This window comes from Gordonia sp. LMA484, from assembly GCF_058129505.1.
Genome location: NZ_CM176700.1, coordinates 2,394,817 through 2,420,315 on the forward strand (window position 1 = coordinate 2,394,817; position 25,499 = coordinate 2,420,315).

Below are 25,499 nucleotides of genomic sequence, written 5' to 3' on the forward strand. Positions count from 1 at the left end.
ACGCCTTCCCGCTCGCTCGGTTCCGACACGCGTGTGGACCGAGTTGCCATGTCACATGACCCGCACAGGGCATTCATCGCCGGTTCCGAGCGAAATCTCACCCGGCGCCAAGGCAATTCTTGCACCTAGTACTACGCAGCGTAGACCAACCCGGCGAACGTTTCGTGATTGGGGTTTGCCTGCGTGCGTCGGCCACCCGGGGCCACATGACCGCATGCGGACCGCACCCGTTGCCATCACCGTTCGTCAGGCATACTCGACGCGTCAGAAGCGCGTGGAAACGTCGATATGTGAGGGCCTGTCTGGTGTGTGGTTTGCTCGGTCTGCTGACCTCCGACGGATCGGCGGACTCCGCCGTCGAACTGGTGTCGGAAGCCTCCCACTGCATGCGACACCGCGGACCCGACGAGCCCGGCACGTGGCATGACGCCGATCTCGTGCTCGGTTTCAACCGGCTGTCCATCATCGACATCGAGCACTCGCACCAGCCGCTGCGATGGGGCCCGGACGAGCAGCCGGACCGCTATGCGCTGGTGTTCAACGGTGAGATCTACAACTACCTGGAGATCCGGGAGGAACTCGCGCGTGACGAGGGCGCCCGGTTCGCCACCGAGGGCGACGGTGAGGCCATCGTCGCCGCGTTCCACCATTGGGGACCCGACGCGGTGCGTCGCCTTCGCGGCATGTTCGCGTTCGCGATCTGGGACACCGAGAACCGCTCGCTGTTCCTGGCTCGCGATCCGTTCGGGATCAAGCCGATGTTCCTGGCCACCGGCCCCGGCGGGTCGGCGTTCGGCAGCGAGAAGAAGAGCCTGCTGGAGCTGACCGGCCGCCTCGGCCTCGGCGATGAGCTCGACCCGCGGGCGATCGAGCACTACACGGTGTTGCAGTACGTGCCCGAGCCGGAGACGCTGCACGCATCGATCCGGCGTCTGGAGTCCGGATGCCACGCGACGATCCGACCCGGTGGGGCACCGCAGATCCAGCGGTACTTCACCCCCCGGTTCTCGGTGCGGCCCTTCACCGACGGATCGCGACAGGCGCGGTACGACGAGATCGCCGAGGTGTTGTCGGATTCGGTGGCCAAGCACATGCGCGCCGACGTCACCGTCGGGTCGTTCCTGTCCGGGGGCATCGACTCCACCGCCATCGCCGCGTTGGCGATCCAGCACAACCCCGACCTGATCACCTTCACGACCGGATTCGAGCGCGAGGGCTATTCCGAGGTCGATGTCGCCGTCGAGTCGGCCGAAGCGATCGGCGCCCGGCACATCGTCAAGGTTGTCAGTCCGCGCGAGTTCATCGACGCCATCCCGGAGATCGTCTGGTACCTGGACGATCCCGTCGCCGACCCGGCCCTGGTTCCGCTCTATTTCGTCGCCGCCGAAGCCCGCAAACACGTCAAGGTGGTGCTCTCGGGAGAGGGTGCCGACGAACTGTTCGGCGGGTACACGATCTACAAGGAGCCGTTGTCGCTGAGCACCTTCGACCGACTGCCCGCCGCGTTGCGCCGCCTCGCCGGCCGTGTCTCCGACCGCATCCCGGAGGGCACCCGCGGCAAGAGTCTGCTGCACCGGGGGTCGTTGACACTCGAGGAGCGCTACTACGGCAACGCACGCAGCTTCGACGACGCGCGGTTGCGGGCCGTCCTGCGCGACTACCGGCCCGAATGGACCCACACCGACGTCACCGCGCCGATCTATGCGATGTCCGAGGGTCTCGATCCCGTCGCCCGGATGCAGCACATCGACCTGTTCACCTGGTTGCGCGGCGACATCCTCGTCAAGGCCGACAAGATGACGATGGCCAATTCGCTGGAGCTGCGGGTACCGTTCCTCGACCCTGAGGTCTTCAGGATCGCCGAGGCACTGCCCTACGACGAGAAGATCTCCCACGGCACCACCAAGTACGCCCTACGACAGGCGTTGGAGCAGATCGTGCCACCCCACGTGCTGCACCGGAAGAAACTCGGTTTCCCCGTACCCATCCGTCACTGGCTGGCCGGGACCGAGATGTTCGACTGGGCGCACGAGACCATCGAACGCTCGCAGACCGATCACATCCTCAACAAGAACGCGATCGTCGAGATGCTCAACGAGCACCGCCAAGGCCTCGTCGACAACAGTCGCCGCCTGTGGACCCTGCTGTCGTTCATGGTCTGGCACGGCATCTTCGTGGAGAAGACCATCGTGCCCGACATCACCGACCACAGCTATCCGGTGCGCCTATAGCAGCCGCACCCAGCCGCATTCCGAGGCCCGCCAACGCCATCAGCACGGCGGTCGAGAGAAGAGTGTCCGGCCTCGAGAGACCCTTCGCGTCGAGAGAACCGTGCCCCGCCTAGAGACCCTTCGCGTCGAGAGAACCGTGTCCGGCCTCGAGAGACCCTTCGCGTCGAGAGAACCCGAAAATCCGCCGAGAGAACCCAGAATTTCGCCGACAGCATCGGTTCGGCAGGTGGGCTGGGTTCTCTCGGCGGATTTTCGGGTTCTCTCGACCTCCGTGCTGGTGGCGTTGGCGGCCTCGGGTGCGGTTGGCATCGCCCGGTGCGGCTGGCATCGCCCGGTGCGGGGGCTAGAGGTGCGCGGCGATCTCGCTTGCGGCGGCGTCGCCGTAGGCGTCGGCCAGTCGTTTGAGGGCGAGCTCGCGGTCCCAGGTCCAGTCCTGGGTGGAGACGGTCTCGAGCACGAGAACCGCGACCATCGAACCGACCTGCGCGGCGCGTTCGAAGTCCAGCCCCTTGGCGCGGGCGGTCAGGAAGCCGGCGCGGAAGCCGTCGCCGACACCGGTGGGATCGACCTTCTCGGTCTCCGGCACCACTGCGACATGGGTTCGTGTGCCGTCGCGGTCGATGATCTCGACGCCGTCCTTGCCCAGGGTCGTCACGCGGACCCCGACCATGTCGGCCACCTGGGCCTCCGACAGACCGGTCTTCTGCCGTAGCAGACCCCACTCGTACTCGTTGGTGAACAGGTAGGCGGCGCCGTCGATCAGGGCCCGGGTCTGTTCCCCGTCGAGGCGTGCGAGCTGCTGAGACGGGTCGGCCGCGAACGGGACGCCGAGCGTGCGGCACTGCTCGGTGTGCCGAATCATCGCGTCGGGGTCGTCGGCGCCGATGAGCACCAGGTCCGGAGTACCTGTCTGCGCGAACACATCGGACAGGGCGATCTCGCGCGCCTCGCTCATCGCGCCCGGATAGAAGCTCGCCAGTTGGGCCATCGTCTGGTCGGTCGTGCACATGAAGCGTGCGGTGTGCTGGGTCTCCGAGATCCGCACCGCACGACAGTCGACGCCGTGTGCCTCGAGCCACTGCCGGTAGTCGTCGAAGTCCGCACCGACCGAGCCGACCAGCAGCGGGCTGCCGCCGAGCTCGCCCATCGCGTAGCAGATGTTGCCCCCGACACCGCCTCGACGGACCACGAGATCCTCGACGAGGAAGCTCAGCGAGATGTGCTCGAGGTGGTCACCGAGCAACTGCTCGGAGAATTTCCCCGGAAAGGTCATGAGGTGGTCGGTTGCGATGGAGCCACAGACAACGATTGCCACGCGGTGCTCGCCCTTCGGTCGGCCGGAGTCGGACAGCATTCCACGCTACTCAGGCGCCCAGACGCCACTGACCGCACCCCCACGCTGGGGAATGCGGTCAGTGGTGTGAGTTCGTCGGGCTCAGTTGAACGAGTCGCCGCAGGCGCAGCTGCCGGTGGCGTTCGGGTTGTCGATCGTGAAGCCCTGCTTCTCGATGGTGTCGACGAAGTCGATGGTGGCACCGCCCACGTAGGGCGCGCTCATCCGGTCCACCGCGAGGGTCACGCCGGCGAAGTCGTCGGTGAGGTCACCGTCGAGGCTGCGGTCGTCGAAGAACAGCTGGTAGCGCAGACCTGCACATCCGCCCGGCTGCACCGCGATCCGCAGCGACAGGTCGTCGCGCCCCTCCTGGTCGAGCAGCGCCTTCGCCTTGGAGGCAGCCGCGTCGGTCAGAATGACGCCGGTCGTGGTGGTGGTTCCGGACTCGTTCTGAACGGTCATCGATACTCCTGTATGTCTCGGTTCGAGGTCACCGTCGACGGATCGAAGTCAGACTCCTACCCGCCCCTGGGCCACGTGCTGCATTCAACGGTACCCCGTCCCACTGTATTCCTGCCGACCCCAACGGTTGTCTCATGCACCCTGCGCGCGGCGTGGAGCCTCGGTTTCGGTCCACCCGGCCCCGACCTGCTCCGCCAGCCGGGCCAGCTGGTTGTCGGCGTCGGTCATCGCGAGTTCGACCGAACCCGCGACATCGACGATCGCGTACGCGCCGGCGATCCCGGCCTGTTCGATCGCGTCGGCGGTCAGCGCCACCTGCCCGGCGAACACCAGGGTCGGGATGCCCGCCGCGGCGGCCGCATCGTTGAGCGCGGAGACCACCTTGCCGCGCAGTGTCTGCGTATCGAACTTGCCCTCACCTGTGATGATCAGGTCCGACGACGCGACGTCGGCGGCCCGATCGGTCGCGTCTGCGACCACGGTCGCGCCGGAGACCCGACGCCCGCCCAGGGCCAGCAGCGCGGCGCCGAGGCCGCCGGCGGCGCCCGCACCGTCCTCGCCGGACACATCACGCCCGGCCATCTCGCCGAGCACCGTCGACCACTCGCCCATCTGCTCCTCGAGCCGATCGACCGTCGACGGATCGGCCCCTTTCTGGGGACCGAACACCGCAGCGGCGCCCGCCGGACCGAGCAGCGGGTTCTCGACATCCGATGCCGCCACGACCGTCACCGGGGCCAGTCGTTCGACGGCGGCGACCGGGCCGCCGAGCGCCTCGATCATGCCCCGCCCGCCGTCGGTGGTGGCCGATCCCCCGAGCCCGACGACGATCGTGGACGCCCCGGCCTCGAGCGCCGCGGCGATGAGCTGTCCGACGCCGGTGGTGTCGGCGGAAACCGCCGTTCGCGGGGTCGGCCGACCGCCCAGCTGATGCAGCCCACAGGCCTGCGCACATTCGATGTACGCGACGCTTGCAGCGTCGCGATCGTCGTACAACCACGAGGCCGTGACCGCGGCACCGAGCGGACCGGACACCGTCGCCGTGCGCTTCTCCCCGAAGCGGGAGGCCAGGACGTCGACGAATCCGGGGCCCCCGTCGGATTGTGGCGCGGCCCGCAGTTCGTCGCCCGGTCGCGACACCGACCAGCCGCGTGCGATGGCGGCGCACGCCGCGACCGCCGACAGCGTGTCGCCGAAGGAATCCGGCGCGATCAGAACGCGCATGTCGCCTGCAGGGACGTCGTCGCACCGGGGCGTGGTCTCATGCGCACGAAGTATAGGGAGGTCCGCGAACCTCGGCAGCGCGGATCACCTACCGTAGAAGGTGTGAAGTTGCCATGGAAGTCAGATGACGACGCCGTCACCACGAATGCGGACACCGAGGCGTCCGCGAACCTCGATGACGATGCATCGACCAGCGCGAACACCGACTCCAAAGGCACTGCCTACACGCCGGGCAAGGGGCGTGCGACGCCGTCGCGGCGCGAGGCCGAGAAACGCCGCCGCGGACCCGTCGCACCGCCGCCGACGACGCGTTCGGAGGCCCGGGCCCGGCGCAAGGCGACGAAGTCGAATCTGTCGCGCGAGGAGAAGCGCAAGCTCGCCGACGACCGCAAGGTCGCGCGCAACGAGCAGCGCGAGAAGATGATGGCCGGCGACGAGCGCTACCTGATGCCGCGCGACAAGGGTCCGGCCCGACGGTTCACCCGGGACATCGTCGACTCACGTCGCAACTTCGCAGGCCTGTTCATGCCGTTCGCGATTCTGTTGATCGTGGTCATGTTCGTCCCGCAACTCGCCGTCTACGCCAACCTCGTACTGCTGGTGTTCGTCATCTTCATGGTGATCGACGCCGTGATCCTCGGACGTCTCGTCAATCGCCGGGTACGCGAACGCTACCCGGATGTCGATCCGTCACAGACCGGCGTTCGCCTGGGCTGGTACGCGTTCACCCGTGCCATGCAGTTGCGCATGATGCGGGCGCCCAAGCCGCAGGTGTCGGCCGGCGACGAGGTCTGACCGGTGGGGCCACGGGAGACTCCCGTCAACGGCACCGCACACTCGACGACCACCACCCGCACCCTGGTGCTGGGCGGGGTGCGATCGGGTAAATCCGGCTACGGCGAGACGCTCCTGCGGCAGCATCCGCGGGTGCGTTACCTCGCGACCGGGCCGGCGACGTCGTCGGATGCCGACTGGGTGGCCCGGGTGAGCGCCCATCGCCGGCGCCGCGACGACCGCTATACGACGGTCGAGACGATCGACGTGGCGGGGTCGTTGCGATCGGATCCCGAGACCCCGGTACTGCTCGACGACCTGGGCAACTGGCTCGCCGCGAGTCTCGACGCCGTCGGAGGATGGGGCGACGAGCCCGTCGATCTGACCGATCTGCGGTCCGACCTGTGTTCGGCGATATCCGCATTCACCGGCGATCTGGTCGTCATCAGTCCCGAGGCCGGCCTGTCGCTGGTTCCGCCGACGCCGGCGGGTAAGCGATTCCAGGATGAACTCGGGGCCCTCAACGAGGCCGTCGCCGCCGTCTGCGACCGGGTCGTCCTGGTCGTCGCCGGCCGCGTTCTCGAACTTCCGGCGCCCGCAACCCCCACGACGCAATTCTCGTCGGCAGAACCCGACATCGCGCCGACAGAACCCGACATCGCGCCGACAGCAACCACTGTGCCGGCGCCCGCACCACCGACAACCACCGAATCCACGGCGACCGAAACGGCACCGGCGGCAATGACCGCACCCTTGCCGCCGACGGCCGCAGGCTCGACCGACTGGGTGGACGCCGAGGTCTTCCCCACCGTGGAGCCGCCGGACATGGGCACCGCCGAGGCGGCCCGCGCGCGACATCTGACCCTGACGAAGCCACCCGGCGCCCTCGGACGACTCGAGGACATCGGGATATGGCTGTCGTCGTGCCAAGGGGTCTGTCCCCCACGACCGTTGACGGCGCCTGCGGTCGTCGTCTTCGCCGGCGACCATGGTGTCGCACAGTCGGGCGTGTCGGCGTTCCCGCCGGAGGTGACCGCCCAGATGGTCGCCAACATCGCCGCCGGGGGCGCTGCCGTCAATGTCCTGGCGCGCCGTGCGGGTGCCAGCGTGCGAGTCGTCGACATGTCGGTGGATGCCGACACGTCACCGGAGGTCTCCCGATACAAGGTCCGCCGCAGCAGTGGTGATCTGCGCGTCACGGACGCACTCACCATCGGTGAGGCGCGGGAGGCACTCGCGGCCGGCCGTGCCATCGCCGACGATCTCGTCGACTCGGGCGCCGATCTGCTGATCGGCGGCGAGATGGGCATCGGCAACACCACCCCGGCCACCGTGTTGATCGGGTCGCTGACCCGGCGTGAGCCCGTCGAGATCGTCGGGCGCGGAACCGGGATCGACGATGCCGGCTGGATTCGCAAGACCGCCGCGATCCGGGACGGCATGCGTCGGGCTCGGCGGCACGTGCACGACCCGCTGTCGTTGCTGGCGGCGGTCGCGGGCGCCGACCTCACCGCCCTCGCCGGGTTCCTGGCACAGGCCGCGATCCGTCGGACCCCGGTGATCCTCGACGGAATGGTCGTGACGGCCGCGGCCCTGGTGGCCAACGAACTCGCTCCCGGTGCGGCACGCTGGTGGCTGGCCGGTCACCGGTCGGTGGAACCCGCGCACACCGTCGCCCTGGGCCACCTCGACCTCACACCCGTCCTCGACCTCTCGATGCGACTCGGCGAGGGAAGCGGTGCGCTGGCCGCGCTGCCGATCGTGGCGTCGTCGGTGGACATCCTGACGTCGATGGCCACCTTCGCCGAGGCCGGCGTCAGCGACCGCGACGACGAGCCCTCGACGACAACAGTCGCGACCGGCGCGCACTGAGATCCATGCGGTCTCCCCTGCGGGCCACCCATGTCGCGCTCAGCTGGCTGACCGTTCTGCCCCTTCCCCAGCCCCGGGTGGCGATGGATCGCACCACCGGGGCCGCGGCGATGACCGCGGTACCGGTGGTCGGCGTCGTCCTCGGTGTTCCGGCTGCAGCACTCGCGGCGGGATTGTCCGCCACCGATCTCCCGTCGGCGATGGTTGGTGTCCTCGTCGTCGCGGCCCTCGGGTTGGCAACGCGGGGCATGCATCTCGACGGTCTTGCCGACACCGCGGACGGACTCGGCTGCTACGGCCCGCCCGAGCGGGTCGCCGAGGTGATGAAGAGCGGGTCGGCCGGTCCGTTCGGTGTTGCGACCATCGTCGTCGTGATGATCCTTCAGGCCATCGGATTCGGCGCCCTCGCAGATCAACAGCGTTGGTATGCAATAGTTTTCGCCGTCACCCTCGGACGCCTGGTGGCCGTGATCGGTGCCCGGCGCGGGCTACCGGCCGCCCAGCCACAGGGCTTCGGGGCACTGGTCGCCGACTCGCAACGCGCCTCGATCGCCGTCTGGGGTGTCGTGGCCGTCCTCGCGGCGATCGTCAGTGGATGGCACGGCGACGCCTACGCACCCTCGACCGCGATCCGTTCGATCTGCGTCGTGGTCGCGGTCGTCGCGCTCGGATGGTGGTTCACCGCCCACTGCGCGCGCCGCATCGGCGGCATCAACGGCGATGTCCTCGGCGCCGGAATCGAACTCGGCGTGACCGTTTCACTGATCGGGCTGCTGGCCTGACCGATCAGCGGCGGTAGAGTCAGCGGCGGTAGAGCCCGGTCATCCAGCCATGGGTGTCGGCGAAGGTGCCGCGCTGAATTCCCGTCAGGGTGTCGCGCAGCGCCTGGGTGACCTCACCGGCCGAACCATCCCCGATCAGATAGTCCTCGGTCTCACCCTTCACCCGTCCGACGGGCGTGATCACCGCGGCGGTGCCGCACGCGAACACCTCGGTGATGTCGCCGGACGCAACGCCCTTGCGCAGCTCCTCGGTGCTGATGCGCCGCTCGTCGACCGCGAATCCCGCGTCGGTGGCCAACTGCAGCAACGAATCCCGGGTGATCCCCGGGAGTAGCGAGCCGGTGAGCTCGGGTGTCACGAGTCGCGCGTCGGCGCCGGACCCGAAGACGAAGAACAGGTTCATCCCGCCCATCTCCTCGATGTAGCGACGCTCGACGGCATCGAGCCAGACCACCTGATCGCACCCGTTCCGGGTCGCCTCGGCCTGCGCGAGGAAGGACGCGGCGTAGTTGCCGCCGCATTTGGCGAACCCGGTTCCGCCCGGTGCCGCCCGGACGTACTCGGTCGAGAGCCACACGCTGACCGGCTTGATTCCTCCGGTGAAATACGAACCGGCGGGCGAGGCGATGACGGAGTAGATGTACTTGTTCGACGGCGCGTTCACGCCGAGGCCGGCCTGCGAGGCGAACATGAACGGGCGTAGGTACAGGGCTTCCTCACCACCCGCCGCAGGCACCCATTCGTTGTCCGCGGCCAGCAGCGCCCGCAAGGATTCGATGAAGTCGTCGACCGGCAGCGGCGGCATGGCCAGACGCTCGGCGGACCGCTGCAGACGCTGACCGTTGGCCTCGGGCCGGAATGCGGCGATGGTGCCGTCGGGCTGGCGATATGCCTTGAGCCCCTCGAACACTTCCTGGCCGTAGTGCAGGACCATCGCCGACGGGTCGAGCGCGATCGGACCGTAGGGCCGCACCTGGGCGTTGTGCCACCCGTTGTCCACGTCGTAGTCGATCATCACCATGTTGTCGGTGAAGTACTTGCCGAAACCCGGTGCGGCGAGAATCTCCGCACGACGGCCTTCCGACACCGGGTGGGGATGCTCGGTACGCGTGAACTGCAAGGTCATTGGCCAATCGTACCGCCGCACGGCAAACCGATTATCGCCGCGTCGGCGGAGCAGCCACGAGGTCAGACGTGCGAGTCCACGAACGGTGGCGTCACCACCTCGCACCCCAGGTCGCGTCCGCGAACATCCACGACCACCTGATCGCCTACCGAGATCCCCGAATCGGTCGCCAGGAGGGCGAGCGCGATGCCCTGTTTGAGGGTCGGCGAGAACGTGCCGGACGTGCACGTCCCGATCACGGCGCCGGCCGAACCGGCACGGACGGAGCAGTCCGCCCGCGGGACACCCCGGCCGGTGGCCCGCAGCCCGTACAGTCGTCGCTCGGGACCGGATTCCTTCTCGGCGAGGAGTCGCTCGCGACCGAAGAACTCCGCCTTCTTCCACCCGACGGCCCAGCCCGCCCGCGCCTGCACGGGTGTGATCTCCGGACTCAGTTCGTGGCCGTGCAGCGCGTAGCCCATCTCGGTCCGCAGCGTGTCGCGCGCACCCAGCCCGGCCGGCTGTCCGCCGGCCTCGGTGACCGCGCCGAGCAGCGCGTCGAACACCGGCCCCGAGTCCGCCCAGCGTGGCAGGATCTCGTAGCCGCGTTCGCCGGTGTAGCCGGTGCGGCACACCCGCAGCGGCACGGTTCCACTCTCTGTTGTCAGTTCCGCGTCGGCGAAGGCCATGTATTCCATCTCGGTGGGCAATCCCAGCCCGGCCAGTACCTCCGGCGCCTTCGGCCCCTGCACCGCCAGCACGCCGAAATCCCGATGCTGGTCGGCGACGGTGATACCGGCGGGCGCGGCCGCGGACAGCTGTGCGACGACTGCCGCGGTGTTGGCCGCGTTGGGCACCAGGAACACCTCGTCGGCGCTCACCAGGTAGGCGATCATGTCGTCGACGACCCCGCCGGAGTCGTTGCAGCACAACGTGTATTGTGCTTTTCCCGGCGCGATCTTGCCGAGATCATTGGTCAGCGTGCGATTGACGAACTCGGCCGCCCCCGGCCCGGAGACCAGAGCTTTGCCGAGATGACTGACATCGAAGATCCCGACGTTCTCGCGCACTGCGGTGTGTTCGGCGACGGTGCCCGCATATGACACGGGCATGTTCCATCCGCCGAACTCGGCGAAGGTGGCACCGAGAGCGGTGTGACGGTCGGCGATCGGGCCGGCGAGGAGTTCGGTCATGTCCACATACGCTACTGGGAACCACCACCCGGCCATGGCGCTGTGGCAGAGTTGTGCCGTGACCAAGAACGAGACGACGGACCGCGTGCGCGGCCCGGAACTGGTGCCGGCGACCACTCTCGACAAGGGCGACGAGGCCCTCGTGATCGGCCTCGTCAAACCCGACGGGGACGACGCGACCGACGCCGAACCCACACTCGTCATCGGCGATGGCATCCTCGACGACGCGCAGGCCGAGGCCGTCGCCACCGCGGTCCGTCGCCTCGGAGCGACCGGAGCACACGGCGAGGTCACCCGTTTCTCGGCGCCCGACGGGATCGGCGTCGACGTCATCGTCGCCGTCGGTCTCGGCGACACCGACAATGTCGACGATGCCGAGCAGCTACGTCAGGCGGCCGGCATCGCGGCTCGCGAACTCGACGGGATCGACCAGGTCGCGACCACACTGTCGACCATTGACCTGCAGGCCGTGGCCGAGGGATTCTTCTTGGGCGCGTACCGATTCGACACGTTCCGCTCCGACAAGACCCGACCGAAGAAGGCGCCTCCGGTACGCGTCACCCTGCTCGCCGGCGACAAGGGCAAGGCCACGAAGGCCGATCTGGAGCACGCCGTCGCCGTGGCCGACTCCGTCGCGATCGCCCGTGATTTCGTGAACACCCCGCCGAGCCACCTGTATCCCGAGGAGTTCGCCGAACGGGCACGCCGGCTCGGCAGTGCCGTCGGCCTCAAGGTCGAGGTGCTCGACGACACGGCGCTGGCGAAAGCGGGATACGGCGGCATCATCGGCGTCGGTAAGGGATCGTCGCGGTTGCCCAGGCTGGTCCGCCTGACACACACCGGGAAGAAGGGCGCCAAGAAGGTCGCGCTCGTCGGCAAGGGCATCACCTTCGACACCGGCGGCATCTCGATCAAACCCGCCGCCAACATGGACCACATGACCTCGGACATGGGTGGCGCCGCTGCCGTCATCGGGGCCACCATCCTCGCGGCGCGGCTCGATCTCGACGTCTCGGTGACGGCCACGGTGCCGATGGCGGAGAACATGCCGTCGTCCACCGCACAACGTCCCGGCGATGTACTCACCCAGTACGGCGGCACCACCGTCGAGGTCCTCAACACCGATGCCGAGGGACGACTGATCCTGGCCGACGCGATCGTCCGAGCCTGCGAGGACGAGCCGGATTACCTCATCGACACCGCCACCCTCACCGGAGCGCAGATGGTCGCGCTCGGCGCTCGCACGCCGGGCGTCATGGGCACCGACGACTTCCGGGATCGGGTCGCCGCGCTCTCGCGCGAGGTCGGCGAGAACGGCTGGGCCATGCCACTGCCCGCCGAGCTCCGGGCCGATCTCAAGTCGCGGGTCGCCGACCTGGCGAATGTGACCAATCACCGCAACGGCGGAATGCTCTCGGCAGGACTGTTCCTGAAGGAGTTCGTCCCCGCGTCGGTGTCGTGGGCCCACATCGACATCGCCGGACCCGCATTCAACACAGGCGGAGCGTGGGGATACACCCCGAAGGGTGGTACCGGTGTGCCGGTGCGGACCATCGCCCGGGTGCTCGAGGACATCGCGGCACACGGCTGATGACCCCGCGGCATCCGGCGGATCCGGCCCACGAGAGTTACCGCACACAAAGTCCGGCCACAGCACGTCACTGTGACGCAGGCCGGGTAGGGTGACTCAGGGACGGACGGCTCACCCGCCACAGCCCGTTCCGGTGCACCGACGGCGCACACACCGCGGCGCGCAGAACAACGACAACACCTCGAGTTCAGGAGTCAACAACGATGGCCTTCTCCGTCCAGATGCCCGCCCTTGGTGAAAGCGTCACCGAGGGGACAGTCACACGGTGGCTGAAGGAGGAGGGCGACACCGTCGAGGCCGACGAGCCATTGCTCGAGGTGTCCACCGACAAGGTCGACACCGAGATCCCCGCCCCCGCATCAGGTGTGCTGACGAAGATCATCGCCGCCGAGGACGATGTGGTCGAGGTCGGCGGCGAGCTCGCCCTGATCGGCGAAGAAGGAGAATCGGCACCGGACTCCTCGGGCGGAGGCGACGAGGCGCCCGCAGCGGAGAAAGACGAGCCGGCGCAGGCCCCGTCCACCGACTCCGAGGAACCGGCCACCAAGCCGAGCGCCGAGTCGACCACCGGCGGCGGATCGGCATCGGGAACCGACGTCGTGATGCCCGAATTGGGCGAGTCGGTCACCGAGGGCACCGTCACCAACTGGCTGAAGGCCGTCGGTGACGAGGTCGCCGCGGACGAGCCGCTGCTCGAGGTGTCCACCGACAAGGTCGACACCGAGATCCCCTCACCGGTCGCCGGCACCCTGCTCGAGATCCTCGCGCAGGAAGACGACGTGATCGAGGTGGGCGGCAGGCTGGCCGTCATCGGCGACGCCTCCGCCGCACCGGCACAGAAGTCCGAGCCGGAGCCCGAGGCGAAATCCGAACCAGAGCCGGAACCCGAACCGGAGCCGGAACCGGAGCCCGAGCCCGAGCCCGAGCCGGAACCCGCGAAGGCGGAGTCGAAGCCTGCTCCTGCCGAGCCCAAGGACGAAGTGAAGGTCTCCAAGGCCGAGCCGGAGACGATGTCGTCGACCCCGTACGTGACGCCACTGGTCCGAAAGCTGGCCGCCGAGAACGACATCGACCTCAACTCCGTCAAGGGCACCGGCGTCGGCGGTCGAATCCGCAAGCAGGACGTGCTGGCCGCGGCCGAGGCCGCCAAGGCACCGGCACCCGCGTCCACGCCCGCACCGGCGGCATCCGCCCCGGCAGCACCGGCTGCGTCGTCGTCGCCCGAGATCAAGCCCGAGCTCGCCGAGCTGCGCGGTACCACCCAGAAGATCAACCGGATTCGTCAGATCACGGCGAAGAAGACGCGCGAGTCGCTGCAGACGAGCGCGCAGCTCACGCAGGTCTTCGAGGTCGACATGACCAAGATCGTGTCGCTGCGCAAGGCCGCCAAGGAGTCGTTCAAGGCATCCGAGGGCGTGAACCTCACGTTCCTGCCGTTCATCGCGAAGGCCGTCGTCGAGGCGCTCAAGGCGCACCCCAACGTCAACGCGTCGATCGACGAGGACAAGAAGGAGATCACCTACTACGACAAGGTGCATCTCGGTATCGCGGTCGACACCGAACAGGGACTGTTGTCGCCGGTCATCCACAATGCGGACGACCTGTCCATCGCCGGTCTCGCCCGTGCGATCGCCGACATCGCCGCCCGGGCCCGGAAGGGTGCGGGTGGCCTCAAGCCCGACGAGTTGGCCGGTGGCACCTTCACCATCACCAACATCGGTAGTCAGGGCGCACTGTTCGACACGCCGATCCTGGTGCCGCCGCAGGCGGCGATGCTGGGCACCGGTGCCATCGTCAAGCGGCCGGTCGTGATCACCGCCGACGACGGCTCCGAGTCGATCGCGGTGCGGTCGATGTCCTATCTGCCGCTGACCTACGATCACCGTCTGATCGACGGTGCCGACGCGGGCCGCTTCCTGACCACCATCAAGAAACGCCTCGAACAGGGTTCGTTCGCCGCCGACCTCGGACTCTAGGACGCGATGCGCATAGCCGTCGCCGGCTCGCAGGGGATGATCGGCTCCGCTCTGGTCTCCGCACTACGCGGGGCCGATCACACCGTGGTGCGCCTGGTCCGACGCGAGGCGCTGTCGGATGACGAGTTCAGCTGGGACCCGGAGACATTCGGGGTACCCGAGGAGAGTCTCGACGGCGTCGACGCGGTCATCGGGCTCGGTGGGGTCGGTGTCGGTGACCACCGGTGGACCGGCCGCTACAAGCAGGAGCTGCGGGATTCGAGGATCACACCCACCGAGGTGCTCGCCCAGGCGGTGACCGCGGCGGGCGTGCCGACCTTCATCAACGCGTCGGCCAGCGGTTACTACGGCGACACCGGAACGCATGCCGCGGTGGAGGGCGACCCCGCCGGCGAGGGATTCCTGGCCGAGATGGTGACCGACTGGGAGCGGGCGGCCACCGCCAACACCGGTGGTGGCACGCGGTTGGTGCTGTTGCGCACCGCACCGGTACTGGCCCGCAAGGGTGGTCTGGTGAGTCGGGTCAAGCCGATCTTCTGGCTCGGCCTCGGCGGTGCCATCGGCGACGGCAAGCAGTACTTCTCGTGGATCAGCCTGCCCGACCAGGTGCGGGCGATCGCGTTCCTGCTGGAGTCGTCGATCAGCGGACCGGTCAACCTGTCGTCGCCGGGATCGCTGCCGTTCGGGGAGTTCACCGACGCGCTGGGCCGGTCGATGCACCGACCCACCCTGTTCAAGGTGCCGGCGTTCGCCGCCAAGGCGGCCGGGGGCGAGCTGGCCGAGGAAATGATTCTGTTCAGTCAGCGCGTTACACCTGCTGTGCTGACCGAACACGGCTTTGAGTTCACCCACCCGCAGATCGACAACGCACTGGAGTACGTCAATGCGTGAGGCATCCATCCGTCAGTCCGGCGTGCCACTCGAAGTGCGCCGACTCGACGGATTGATCGATTACCGCGAGGCCTATGACCTGCAGCATCGGCTCGCGACCGAGCGTGCCGATGGCGTCCTCGAGCACGACGTGCTGTTGCTGCTGGAGCATGCCTCCACCTATACGGCCGGAAAACGGACCGAGGACTCGGACCGCCCGACGGACGGCTCGCCGGTCATCGATGTCGACCGCGGTGGTCGGATCACCTGGCACGGACCGGGGCAACTGGTCGGCTATCCCATCGTTCGTCTGGCCGAACCGCTCGACGTCGTCGAGTATGTGCGGCGCCTCGAGGAGGCGTTGATCACGGTCTGCCGCGACGCGGGCGTGCCGACGGGCCGCGTCGCCGGCCGATCCGGCGTGTGGGTGTGTGATGACGCCGGTGAACGCAAACTCGGCCAGATCGGCATCCGGGTGGCGCGCGGTGTCGCGCTCCACGGCTTCGCGCTCAACATCGACCCCGACATGAGTGCCTTCGAGGCAATCGTCCCGTGCGGCATCGCCGATGCCGGGGTGACGTCGCTGAGCCGCGAACTCGCGCGGCCGATCACCGTCGATGACCTGGTCGAACCCGTCGCAGCGGCCGTGCAGGCCGCCCTCGACGCCACCCACAACGTGATCGATGCGCCGCTGACCGCGAGCGTAGGATCGGAGCAGTGACTGTGTCCTCATCCCCCGACGCCACACCTGACACGCCGGGCCGGGTCTCGCCGGCCCCCGAACCGGGCGGCCGCAAGTTGCTGCGTCTCGAGGTACGCAACGCGCAGACCCCGATCGAGCGCAAGCCGAACTGGATCAAGACCCGCGCGACGATGGGACCGGAGTACACCGAGCTCAAGGGCTTGGTGAAGCGTGAGGGCCTGCACACCGTGTGTGAAGAGGCCGGCTGCCCGAACATCTACGAATGCTGGGAAGACCGCGAGGCCACCTTCCTCATCGGCGGCGAGCAGTGCACCCGGCGGTGCGACTTCTGTCAGATCGACACCGGCAAGCCCGCCGAACTCGATCGCGACGAACCCCGCCGCGTCGCCGAGAGTGTGCAGGCGATGGGCCTGCGGTACTCGACCATCACGGGTGTGGCCCGCGACGACCTGCCCGACGAGGGTGCGTGGCTGTACGCCGAAACCGTGCGCGCCATCCACCGACTCAACCCGGGCACCGGCGTGGAGAACCTGATCCCGGACTTCCACGCCAAGCCGGATCTGCTCGCCGAGGTGTTCGATGCCCGCCCCGAGGTGCTGGCCCACAATCTGGAGACCGTGCCGCGCATCTTCAAGCGCATCCGCCCGGCGTTCCGCTACGAACGCTCCCTCGACGTGCTCACCCAGGCTCGCGACTTCGGGCTGGTCACCAAGTCGAACCTGATCCTCGGCATGGGCGAGACGCCCGAAGAGGTGCAATCGGCGATCGTCGACCTCCACGAGGCGGGCTGCGACATCCTGACGATCACCCAGTACCTGCGCCCCTCGCCCCGCCATCATCCGGTGGAACGCTGGGTCAAGCCCGAGGAGTTCGTCGACCACTCCGAGTTCGCCACCGAGATCGGGTTCGCCGGTGTCATGGCCGGCCCGCTGGTCCGCTCGTCCTACCGGGCCGGACGCCTCTACGCGCAGGCGATGGCACACCGCGGCCGTGAACTCGAGCCCGCACTGGCACATCTCGCCGACGAGGGAAGCGCGAGCCAGGAGGCGTCCAGCCTCCTCGCCCGCCTGGCCCGATAGCCCCATCGCCCGTCCGGTTCGAGGCGGGAGCCCGAACCCGTGGCCGGAGCGGCCGAAGCGCGCCGTAAACTGGTCACCATGGCAAAGGCGCAAGACAAAGAGGCGAAGGCCGCAGCGAAAAAGGCCCGCAGGCAGGCGTCGAAGGAACGTCGCCAGCAGATGTGGCAGGCCTTCCAGATGCAGCGCAAGGAAGACAAACGGCTGATCCCGTACATGGTCGGCCTCTTCGTCGTCATCGTCGCCGTCTTCGTGGTCCTCGGCTTCGTCTTCGGCTCGGTGTGGCTCCTGCTCCCGCTGGGCATCGTCCTGGGTCTGCTGGCGGCGTTCCTCCTGTTCGGCCGACGGGTGCAGCGCACCGTCTACACGAAGGCCGAGGGTCAGCCGGGTGCCGCGGGCTGGGCGCTGGGCAACATGCGCGGCCAGTGGCGGGTGAAGCAGGCGGTGTCCGGCAACGCCCACCTCGACGCCGTGCACCGGGTGATCGGCAAGCCGGGCGTGATCCTCGTCGGCGAGGGCTCTCCCACTCGCGTCCGCCCACTGCTCGCGCAGGAGAAGAAGAAGGCCGCCCGCGTCGTCGGCGACACCCCGATCTACGAGATCATCGTCGGCAACGACGACGGTCAGGTCGCACTGAGCAAGCTCGAACGGCACCTCAACAAACTGCCCAAGAACATCGACGCCAAGCGGATGGATGCCCTCGAGGGACGGCTCGCGGCACTCGGCGGTCGCAACCCGCAGGGACCGGGCATGCCCAAGGGCCCGTTACCGGGCAATGCCAAGGTGCGTGGGATGCAGCGCACCGCCCGCCGCAAGAGCTGACGTCACAATCGATTTCGTAGCAACAGCCCGCGCAGTGCGCGGGCTGTTGCTTCTCACAGGTCAGTCCAGGAAGCCGTGCAGCAGCGTCGCGGTGCCGTCGATGTGCGCACGCATCGCGTCGGCGGCGGCATCGGGGTTGCCGGTCAGGATCGCGATGACGATCGCCTTGTGCTGTTTCTCGGAATGGGTGATGTTCGGTTCGAGCTGAGGGATCCGGTCCAGCAGACGATTGATGCGCATCCGGTTGTCGGCGACGAGCGTGACCAGTGTCGGGGCGCCCGCCGCCTCCGCGATGGCCAGATGCAGCCGTGAGTCGAGCCTGCGATAGTCGTCGCCACCGGCTCCGGCGGCGTCACCGGAGTCGGTGAGTCGTGCCCACAGGGATTCCCGTTCGGCGGCGGAGAAGGTTCGCCCCGCCGCCATCCGGGCCGCGCCCACCTCGAGGATCTCCCGAACCCGTACTGTGTCGTCGAGCTCGACCCGGCTGATCGGTTCGATGTCCCCCTCGGCGAGGTCGGTTCCCGCGATGGCCCCGGGTGCCGGCAGCCGCTCGGCCAGGAACGTGCCGCCGTACCGTCCGCGCTTGGACACCAGGAACCCGGCGTCGGCCAGCGCCTTGATCGCCTCCCGAACGGTGTCGCGGCTGACGCCGAGACGCAGCGCGAGTTCGCGTTCGGGCGGGATCGACTCCCCCGGCTCGAACACCCCCAGCCGGATCAGCTGGAGCAACCGCCCCACGGTCTCCTCGAATGCGTTCGCGGGACGGACCGGCGCGAGCAGCGCGTCGGCGAGTTGTTCCGATCGGGCGGGAATCGTCATGAGACGTACCTACAGCGGGGTCACATAGGCCGAGCTGATCCCGCCATCGACGAGAAAGGTCGATGCCGTGATGAACGACGCGTCGTCGCTGGCGAGGAAGGCGACTGCGGCGGCGAGTTCCTCCGGCTCGGCGAACCGGCCGACCGGCACATGCACCAGCCTGCGAGCCGCACGCTCCGGATCCTTGGCGAACAGTTCCTTCAACAGCGGCGTGTTCACCGGCCCCGGACACAACGCATTGACCCGGATGCCCTGCCGCGCGTACTGCACGCCGAGTTCCCGCGACATCGCCAGCACCCCGCCTTTCGACGCGGTGTACGAGATCTGAGAGGTAGCCGAACCCATCACCGCGACGAACGACGCCGTGTTGATGATCGAACCCTTGCCCGCCACTGTCATGTGCCGCAGAGCCGCCCGACAGGAGAAGTAGACCGACGTGAGGTTGACCGACTGCACGCGCTCCCAGGCGTCGAGTCCGGTGTTCTCGATGAGGTCGTCGTCAGGCGGTGAGATGCCCGCATTGTTGAAGGCGACGTCGACGCCTCCGTAGTGCTGGGCTGCCGAGTCGAACAGCTCGTCGACCTGTGTCTGGTCGGCCACATCGACCGCGACGAACAGACCGTCGACCTCCTCGGCGGCCCGCTTACCGGCTTCAGGGTCCAGATCGCCGATCACGATGGTCGCGCCCTCGGCACGCATCCGTCGCGCGGCGGCCAGCCCGATACCGCTGCCGCCGCCGGTGATCACCGCGACGCGTCCGGCCAGACGTTGGGTCAGATCGACTGTCGTACTCATGTTTTCCCTTCCAGATCGGGCACCGCGATGAACACGTTCTTGGTCTCGGTGAATCCCAGTGGGGCGTCGGGGCCCAGTTCCCGCCCGAGTCCCGACTGTTTGAAGCCGCCGAACGGTGTGCCGTACCGCACCGCCGAGTGCGAGTTGACGGACAGGTTGCCGGCCGCGACCGCCCGCGAAACCCGCAGTGCACGACCGAGATCGTTGGTCCAGATCGAGCCCGCGAGCCCATAGTCGGTGGCGTTCGCGATCGCGACGGCGTCGGCCTCGTCGTCGAACGGCAACACCGTGACCACCGGTCCGAAGATCTCCTCGACGACGGATCGGTCGCCCAATTGTGGCGTGAGAACTGTCGGCGGGAACCAGAATCCCGGCCCGTCGGGCGCGCTCCCGCGGAAGGCGACCGGCGCGTCGGCGGGGACGAACGACGCCACCTTCTCCCAGTGTGCCCGGGACACAAGGGGCCCCATCTCCGTATCGTCGGCGGTCGGGTCGCCGACGCGTACGCCGGTCACAGCGGGCTCGAGCATCTCCATGAACGTCTCGTACACGCTGCGTTGCACGAGAATCCGGCTGCGCGCACAGCAGTCCTGCCCGGCGTTGTCGAAGACGCCGTAGGGTGCCGTCGCGGCCGCCTGCTCGAGATCCGAATCGGCGAAGACGATGTTCGCGCTCTTGCCACCGAGTTCGAGCGTCACCCGCTTCACCGACTCGGCAGCCCGCGTCATCACGTGCCGGCCGGTCCGGGTGGATCCGGTGAACACGATCTTGCCGATACCCGGATGCCCCAGCAACGCCTCGCCGACGACGTCCCCGCGGCCGGGCACCACCTGCAGCAAACCGTCCGGCAGCCCGGCCTCGACGGCGAGTTCCGCGAGTCGGATGGTGGTCAGTGGTGTCCACTCGGCGGGCTTGACGATCACCGCGTTGCCGGCCGCCAGCGCGGGGGCGAATCCCCACGACGCGATCGTCATCGGGAAGTTCCACGGGGTGATCACGCCGACCACCCCGATGGGCTCACAGAAGGTGATGTCGATACCACCCGCGACCGGGATCTGCTTGCCGGACAGACGTTCCGGTGTCGCAGCGTAGTAGGTGAGTACATCGGACACATGCTCCGCCTCCCAGCGGGCCTGCCCGATCGGATGCCCCGAGTTCGCCACCTCGAGGGCGGCCAGTTCGTCGCGATGGGCGGCGACGGCCGCAGCGAAATCACGGAGCGCCTGCGCTCGCGCGGCCGGTGACCGACCGGCCCACGTCCGCTGCGCTCGTCGGGCCGCGTCCACGGCGTCGTCGACCGCGCTCGCATCAAAGAACTCGACGTCGGCGAAGACCTGCCCGGTTGCCGGGTTGATCAGCTCCACTGTGGTCACGCGTCCACCTCCTCGGCTCGGGCCAACCGGATACGTGCGGCATCGACGACCGCGGAGAACAGCCGTAGGTCATCGAGTCGCTCCTCGGGATGCCACTGCACCGCCAGCACGAACTCGTCACCGGGACGCTCGAGCGCCTCGATCAATCCGTCCGCATCCCGGGCACTGACGACCAGACCGTCAGCGGGCCGATCGATGCCCTGGTGGTGATAACACTGTGCTTCCACGTGCTCGCCGAGCAACGATGCGAGGCGCGTACCCGGGGTGATCTCGATCTCCGTACTGGAGAAGATCGCGTTGCCCGCGCGATGGCGCGAGTGCCCGAGGACGTCGGGCAGATGCTGATGCAATGTGCCGCCGAGGGCCACGTTGAGCACCTGGATGCCGCGACAGATGCCCAGCACCGGGAGATCGCGGCGCAGTGCGGCATCCAGCAGAGCGAACTCCCAGGCGTCCCGATCGGTTCGCGGGCGGTCGGTCTCCGGGTGCGGCTGTTGCCCGTATCCGGCCGGGTCGACGTCGACACCGCCGGTGAGCACCAGCGCGTCCAGACCCTCGACGACCCGTCGGGCGACCGCCGCGTCGACGTCCTGTGGCGGCAGCAGCACCGCGATACCGCCCGCTCGGCTTATCCCGTCGAAATACACGTGCGGGAGAAAGCTGGCGCGCACATCCCACACCCCGGTGCGGGACTGTTCCAGGTAGGTGGTCAATCCGATGATCGGCCGGTTGACCCCTGCTCGTTCAGAGGCGTTCAAACCCGCGCACCCTTTCCCAATCGGTCACGGCCGAACCGTACGCCGCCAGCTCCACCCGGGCATTGTTGAGGTAGTGCTCGACGACGTCGGTCCCGAATGCCGCGCGCGCCAACGCCGAGCCCGCGAACAGTTCGGCGGCCTCGGCCAGCGACGTCGGGAGCCGGTCCGCCTGCCCCGCATAGACATTGCCGGTGGCCATCTCGGGTAGCGGCAGCGCGCGATCGATCCCGTCGAGTCCGGCGGCGATCAGGGCGGCCACCGCCAGGTACTGGTTGACGTCGCCGCCCGGCGCACGGCACTCGACCCGCATCCCCGCGCCATGTCCGACGACGCGCATCGCGCACGTCCGGTTGTCCATCCCCCATGCGATCGCGGTCGGCGCGAAGCTGCCGTCGACATATCGCTTGTAGGAGTTGATGTTCGGCGCATAGAACAGCGTCAACTCGCGCAGCGACGCGAGAATCCCGGCGATGAAGTGCCGGAACATCGCCGACATCCCGTCCGGATCGCCGTCGTCGGCGAACACTGCCGTGCCGTCCTCGGCGCGCAACGAGATGTGGATGTGGCAGCTGTTGCCCTCGCGCTCGTCGAACTTCGCCATGAACGTGAGGCTCTTGCCGTGCTGATCGGCGATCTCCTTGGCACCGTTGCGATAGATCGTGTGGTTGTCACACGTCACCAGGGCCTGGTCGTAGCGGAAGGCGATCTCCTGCTGACCCAGATTGCACTCGCCCTTGACGCCTTCGCAGTACATGCCGGCGCCGTCCATCCCGCGCCGGATGTCGCGCAGCAGCGGTTCCATCCGGGTCGAGGCGACCATCGCATAGTCGACGTTGTAGTCGGTGGCGGGCGTGAGGTCGTGATAGCGCTTGGCCCACGCCTCCCGAAAGGTGTTGTCGAACACCATGAACTCGAGCTCGGTACCGACAAACGGCACGAGTCCCCGCTCGGCGAGCCGATCGATCTGGCGTCGCAGGATGTTTCGCGGCGCCGGCGACACGGGTTCGGCGTCGGTGGTACCGAGATCGGCGAGCACCAGCGCGGTCCCGGGTAGCCACGGGATTCGCCGGAGCGTGCTGAAGTCGGGGGTCATCACCATGTCCCCGTACCCGGTCTCCCAGCTCGACATCGCGTAACCGTCCACGGTGTTCATGTCCACGTCGACGGCCAGCAGATAGTTGCAGCATTCCGCCCCGTGCGCGGCGACGTCGTCGAGGAAGAGCCGCGCCGACACCCGTTTTCCGGTGAGCCGGCCCTGCATGTCGGGAAACGCGACGATCACCGTGTCGATCTCGTCGGCGGTGACGAGTTCCTGCAGATCGGCCATGTCCAGCATGCCGTCGGTCATCGACACTCCTCTGTGTGCTCCGGTCTCGTGCTCTCGGGCCGACGAGTGGCCCACCTGATTCGGCCTCAGTCAACCATTGGACACTCGATCAACTCGAATTCACCGTCCGATTTAACCGGAAATTTTCGTCTAAAGGTGGGTGAGCCAACCATTGGCGTCATATTGTGCCTTAACAGCGGAGCGCTGTCCGGCGGTCCCACGATCGTTTTCCCACCCCGATCCGTCCACCCGATCCGTCCCACTCGAGAGCGAGCAACGCGATGGCAGATGCCATGAAACCGGCGATGAAATCATCCGGGGCCACCTATACGCACGCCGAAGACGGCTACTTCGAGAAACGGCAGCTCAAACGCAGCGCCGGTTTCTGGGGTATCTGGGGCATCGGGATCGCCGCGGTCATCTCCGGCGACTTCTCCGGCTGGAACTTCGGCATCGGCCAGGCCGGCTGGGGCGGGCTCGGCATCGCCACCGTCGTCATCGTCATCATGTACTTCGGCATGCTGTTCTCGATCGGCGAGATGTCGGCGGCGATGCCGCACACCGGCGGTGCCTACTCGTTCGCCCGGGCCGCGATGGGGCCGTGGGGCGGCTTCGTCACCGGCTTCGCCGAGACCATCGAATACGTCTTCACCACCGGTGTCGTCGTCTACTTCTCGGCGTCCTACGCCGACGCGATCACCGACGACCTGTTCGGCCTGAGCATGCCCGCCTGGGTGTGGTGGATCATCCTGTACGCGATCTTCATCGGCCTCAACTCCTGGGGCGCGGAGGCGTCGTTCAAGTTCGCGATCATCGTCGCCCTCGTCTCCATCGGCATCCTGGTCCTGTTCGGTATCCTCGCCATCGCGAACGGGGCCGTCGACTTCGGCAAGCTCCTCGACATCGACCCGGACAGCTCCAAGGCCGGCGCGAGCGACTTCCTGCCCTTCGGTGTGATGGGCATCCTCTATGCGCTGCCGTTCGCCATGTGGTTCTTCCTCGGGATCGAGGAACTCCCGCTGGCCGCCGAGGAGGCCCATGAGCCCACCAAGGACATCCCGCGCGCCGGCATCTGGGGCATGATCACCCTCGTCGCCTGCGCGGCCATCGTGTTCTTCCTCAATCCCGCGGTCACCGGTTCGTCCGCGCTGGGCGACTCCGGCGAGCCACTACTCGACGGATTCCGCGCATTCCTGCCGTCGGGCTGGGCCTCGGTGCTGTCGGCGTTCGCCCTCATCGGCCTGCTCGCGAGCCTGCAGGGCATCATGTACGCCTACGGCCGCAACCTGTATTCGCTCAGCCGTGCCGGCTACTACCCGAAAGTCCTGTCGCTGACCGGCTCCCGGCAGACCCCGTACGTCGCGCTGATCACCGGCGCGGTGATCGGGTTCGTCGCCCTGCTGATCATCGAGTACTGGATCTCCGGTGCCGGCGCGATCGTGCTGAACATCGCGGTCTGGGGCGCGGTCCTGGCCTACATGCTGCAGATGGTGTCGTTCGTCATCCTGCGCCGGAAATACCCGAACGCACGCCGCCCCTATCGGAGTCCGGTCGGGCTCTGGGGCGCCGGGGTCGCCTTCGTCATCGCCGCGATCACCTTCATCGGCGTGCTGATCAATCCGGACTACCGCGACGCCGTGATCGCGATCGTCGTGTTCTACGTGATCGGTCTGCTGATCTTCGGGTTCTACGGTCGGCATCGATTGGTGTTGTCACCCGAGGAGGAGTACGCGGTGACCGGCGGCCTGCACGGCTACGACCCGGAGGCCGAAGGGCTCGGCGGCACGATCGAGGACGAGATCCTCAAGGGCCACACCGACTGACGCGTCACCCGCGACCGGGCGTCAGCGGGTCCGCACCAATGCGGTCCCCGTCGCCCGGTCGTGCATGGCCCGGCCGTTGTAGTCGTTGATCAGCGCCGGCACCAGGAAGACGATGAGAACCTGCCGAACGAGGGCGCGGACGATGCCGACCGCTGCCGGCGGCACCGTGCCCTGCGCCTCCTGCTCGGCGCGCTCGGTGCCGTGGTCCACCCGCGCCACCCGCAAACCCACCGCGAACTGACCCGGGGTGAAGCCGAAGAACGTCACCGCCACCACGCCGAGCACGAACCAGACGCCGAGGACCGCGGTGCCGAGCATCGGGGAGTCGAACGAGACGAACAGCAACGAGACACCGCCCGCGAGCAACCAGTCCACCAGCAGCGCGACGGTTCGCAGCCATCCACCGGCCAACGCCCCGGGGCCGGACTCGGGCAGTCCGAGATCCTGGCCGCGGTAGTCGCCCCCACCGCCACTCGGCCCGATCTGCGGGCCGGACAGCCACGAACCGGTCGCCCTGCCCATCAGCACGCCCCCGTTGGGGACTCGCTGCGCGGTACGGCGGACGGTGTGGATGCTCGCATGACGCCATG

Annotated in this window: 22 protein-coding genes; 11 read left to right on the top strand and 11 right to left on the bottom strand. The window is 68.0% G+C overall.

Annotation, left to right across the window (positions count from 1 at the left end; translation table 11 throughout):
• Positions 1–305 precede the first annotated feature (305 nt).
• Entirely contained in the window at positions 306–2,231 is a 1,926-nt protein-coding gene (gene asnB, locus AC4AMJ_RS10420; protein WP_489900950.1) for an asparagine synthase (glutamine-hydrolyzing), read from the top strand.
• Positions 2,232–2,574: 343 nt separating this feature from the next.
• Here asnB and AC4AMJ_RS10425 read toward each other — a convergent pair whose 3' ends face one another.
• The 3 genes from AC4AMJ_RS10425 to AC4AMJ_RS10435 all read right to left on the bottom strand — a co-directional run bounded on the left by AC4AMJ_RS10425 (position 2,575) and on the right by AC4AMJ_RS10435 (position 5,250).
• The gene (locus tag AC4AMJ_RS10425; RefSeq protein WP_489896172.1) at positions 2,575–3,546 is read right to left on the bottom strand and encodes a carbohydrate kinase family protein; all 972 of its coding nucleotides are present in this window, start codon (positions 3,544–3,546) and stop codon (positions 2,575–2,577) included.
• A 120-nt stretch (positions 3,547–3,666) separates the two neighbouring features.
• On the bottom strand, positions 3,667–4,026 hold the full coding sequence (locus AC4AMJ_RS10430; protein WP_489896173.1) for a HesB/IscA family protein: 360 nt from the start codon (positions 4,024–4,026) through the stop codon (positions 3,667–3,669).
• Positions 4,027–4,158: 132 nt separating this feature from the next.
• On the bottom strand, positions 4,159–5,250 hold the full coding sequence (locus AC4AMJ_RS10435; protein WP_489896174.1) for a glycerate kinase family protein: 1,092 nt from the start codon (positions 5,248–5,250) through the stop codon (positions 4,159–4,161).
• Between the two features lie 102 nt (positions 5,251–5,352).
• Here AC4AMJ_RS10435 and AC4AMJ_RS10440 point away from each other — a divergent pair, with 102 nt between their 5' ends.
• The 3 genes from AC4AMJ_RS10440 to AC4AMJ_RS10450 are packed head-to-tail and all read left to right on the top strand — an operon-like array spanning position 5,353 to position 8,678.
• A complete protein-coding gene (locus AC4AMJ_RS10440) occupies positions 5,353–6,045 on the top strand; it encodes a DUF3043 domain-containing protein (protein WP_489896175.1) in 693 nt (230 codons plus the stop codon).
• Between the two features lie 3 nt (positions 6,046–6,048).
• Positions 6,049–7,896: a nicotinate-nucleotide--dimethylbenzimidazole phosphoribosyltransferase gene (cobT, locus tag AC4AMJ_RS10445; protein ID WP_489918004.1), complete on the top strand. Its 1,848-nt coding sequence runs from the start codon at positions 6,049–6,051 to the stop codon at positions 7,894–7,896.
• Positions 7,897–7,901: 5 nt separating this feature from the next.
• On the top strand, positions 7,902–8,678 hold the full coding sequence (locus tag AC4AMJ_RS10450) for an adenosylcobinamide-GDP ribazoletransferase (RefSeq protein WP_489918005.1): 777 nt from the start codon (positions 7,902–7,904) through the stop codon (positions 8,676–8,678).
• A gap of 19 nt (positions 8,679–8,697) precedes the next feature.
• Here AC4AMJ_RS10450 and AC4AMJ_RS10455 read toward each other — a convergent pair whose 3' ends face one another.
• Both AC4AMJ_RS10455 and gcvT read right to left on the bottom strand, forming a co-directional pair.
• On the bottom strand, positions 8,698–9,804 hold the full coding sequence (locus AC4AMJ_RS10455) for a branched-chain amino acid aminotransferase (RefSeq protein WP_489896178.1): 1,107 nt from the start codon (positions 9,802–9,804) through the stop codon (positions 8,698–8,700).
• Positions 9,805–9,866: 62 nt separating this feature from the next.
• On the bottom strand, positions 9,867–10,976 hold the full coding sequence (gcvT, locus tag AC4AMJ_RS10460) for a glycine cleavage system aminomethyltransferase GcvT (RefSeq protein WP_489918006.1): 1,110 nt from the start codon (positions 10,974–10,976) through the stop codon (positions 9,867–9,869).
• 58 nt (positions 10,977–11,034) lie between these two features.
• Here gcvT and AC4AMJ_RS10465 point away from each other — a divergent pair, with 58 nt between their 5' ends.
• From AC4AMJ_RS10465 to AC4AMJ_RS10490, 6 genes are all read left to right on the top strand, one after another.
• Complete coding sequence (locus AC4AMJ_RS10465; protein ID WP_489918414.1) at positions 11,035–12,567, top strand: leucyl aminopeptidase; 1,533 nt, start codon at positions 11,035–11,037, stop codon at positions 12,565–12,567.
• Between the two features lie 203 nt (positions 12,568–12,770).
• Complete coding sequence (gene sucB / locus AC4AMJ_RS10470) at positions 12,771–14,543, top strand: 2-oxoglutarate dehydrogenase, E2 component, dihydrolipoamide succinyltransferase (protein ID WP_489918007.1); 1,773 nt, start codon at positions 12,771–12,773, stop codon at positions 14,541–14,543.
• A 6-nt stretch (positions 14,544–14,549) separates the two neighbouring features.
• Positions 14,550–15,434: a TIGR01777 family oxidoreductase gene (locus AC4AMJ_RS10475; protein WP_489918008.1), complete on the top strand. Its 885-nt coding sequence runs from the start codon at positions 14,550–14,552 to the stop codon at positions 15,432–15,434.
• Positions 15,427–16,134, top strand: a complete 708-nt coding sequence (lipB, locus tag AC4AMJ_RS10480; RefSeq protein ID WP_489896182.1) for a lipoyl(octanoyl) transferase LipB — start codon at positions 15,427–15,429, stop codon at positions 16,132–16,134. The genes AC4AMJ_RS10475 and lipB overlap by 8 nt, the downstream gene beginning before the upstream one ends.
• Positions 16,131–17,195 carry a lipoyl synthase gene (gene lipA / locus AC4AMJ_RS10485; protein ID WP_489896183.1) on the top strand — a complete coding sequence of 355 codons (1,065 nt, stop codon included), beginning with the start codon at positions 16,131–16,133 and terminating at the stop codon, positions 17,193–17,195. The genes lipB and lipA overlap by 4 nt, the downstream gene beginning before the upstream one ends.
• Positions 17,196–17,273: 78 nt before the next feature.
• The gene (locus AC4AMJ_RS10490; protein WP_489896184.1) at positions 17,274–18,014 is read left to right on the top strand and encodes a DUF4191 domain-containing protein; all 741 of its coding nucleotides are present in this window, start codon (positions 17,274–17,276) and stop codon (positions 18,012–18,014) included.
• 60 nt (positions 18,015–18,074) lie between these two features.
• Here the strand turns inward: AC4AMJ_RS10490 and AC4AMJ_RS10495 are convergent, their stop codons facing one another.
• Genes AC4AMJ_RS10495 through AC4AMJ_RS10515 form a run of 5 tightly spaced genes read right to left on the bottom strand, consistent with a single transcriptional unit; the run spans position 18,075 to position 23,107 of the window.
• A complete protein-coding gene (locus AC4AMJ_RS10495; protein ID WP_489918009.1) occupies positions 18,075–18,833 on the bottom strand; it encodes a FadR/GntR family transcriptional regulator in 759 nt (252 codons plus the stop codon).
• 9 nt (positions 18,834–18,842) lie between these two features.
• A complete protein-coding gene (locus AC4AMJ_RS10500; RefSeq protein ID WP_489918010.1) occupies positions 18,843–19,628 on the bottom strand; it encodes a 3-oxoacyl-ACP reductase in 786 nt (261 codons plus the stop codon).
• Positions 19,625–21,001, bottom strand: a complete 1,377-nt coding sequence (locus tag AC4AMJ_RS10505) for an aldehyde dehydrogenase family protein (protein ID WP_489918011.1) — start codon at positions 20,999–21,001, stop codon at positions 19,625–19,627. The genes AC4AMJ_RS10500 and AC4AMJ_RS10505 overlap by 4 nt, the downstream gene beginning before the upstream one ends.
• Positions 20,998–21,759: a gamma-glutamyl-gamma-aminobutyrate hydrolase family protein gene (locus AC4AMJ_RS10510; protein ID WP_489896188.1), complete on the bottom strand. Its 762-nt coding sequence runs from the start codon at positions 21,757–21,759 to the stop codon at positions 20,998–21,000. The genes AC4AMJ_RS10505 and AC4AMJ_RS10510 overlap by 4 nt, the downstream gene beginning before the upstream one ends.
• Entirely contained in the window at positions 21,746–23,107 is a 1,362-nt protein-coding gene (locus AC4AMJ_RS10515) for a glutamine synthetase family protein (protein WP_489918012.1), read from the bottom strand. The genes AC4AMJ_RS10510 and AC4AMJ_RS10515 overlap by 14 nt, the downstream gene beginning before the upstream one ends.
• A 260-nt stretch (positions 23,108–23,367) precedes the next feature.
• On the opposite strand from AC4AMJ_RS10515, the gene AC4AMJ_RS10520 reads away from it, so the two are divergent.
• Positions 23,368–24,909, top strand: coding sequence for an amino acid permease (locus AC4AMJ_RS10520; protein WP_489896190.1), 1,542 nt, complete (start codon positions 23,368–23,370; stop codon positions 24,907–24,909).
• Between the two features lie 21 nt (positions 24,910–24,930).
• Here the strand turns inward: AC4AMJ_RS10520 and AC4AMJ_RS10525 are convergent, their stop codons facing one another.
• Positions 24,931–25,431 (bottom strand): RDD family protein, encoded by a 501-nt coding sequence (locus AC4AMJ_RS10525; protein WP_489918013.1) that lies wholly within the window; start codon positions 25,429–25,431, stop codon positions 24,931–24,933.
• Positions 25,432–25,499 lie beyond the last annotated feature (68 nt).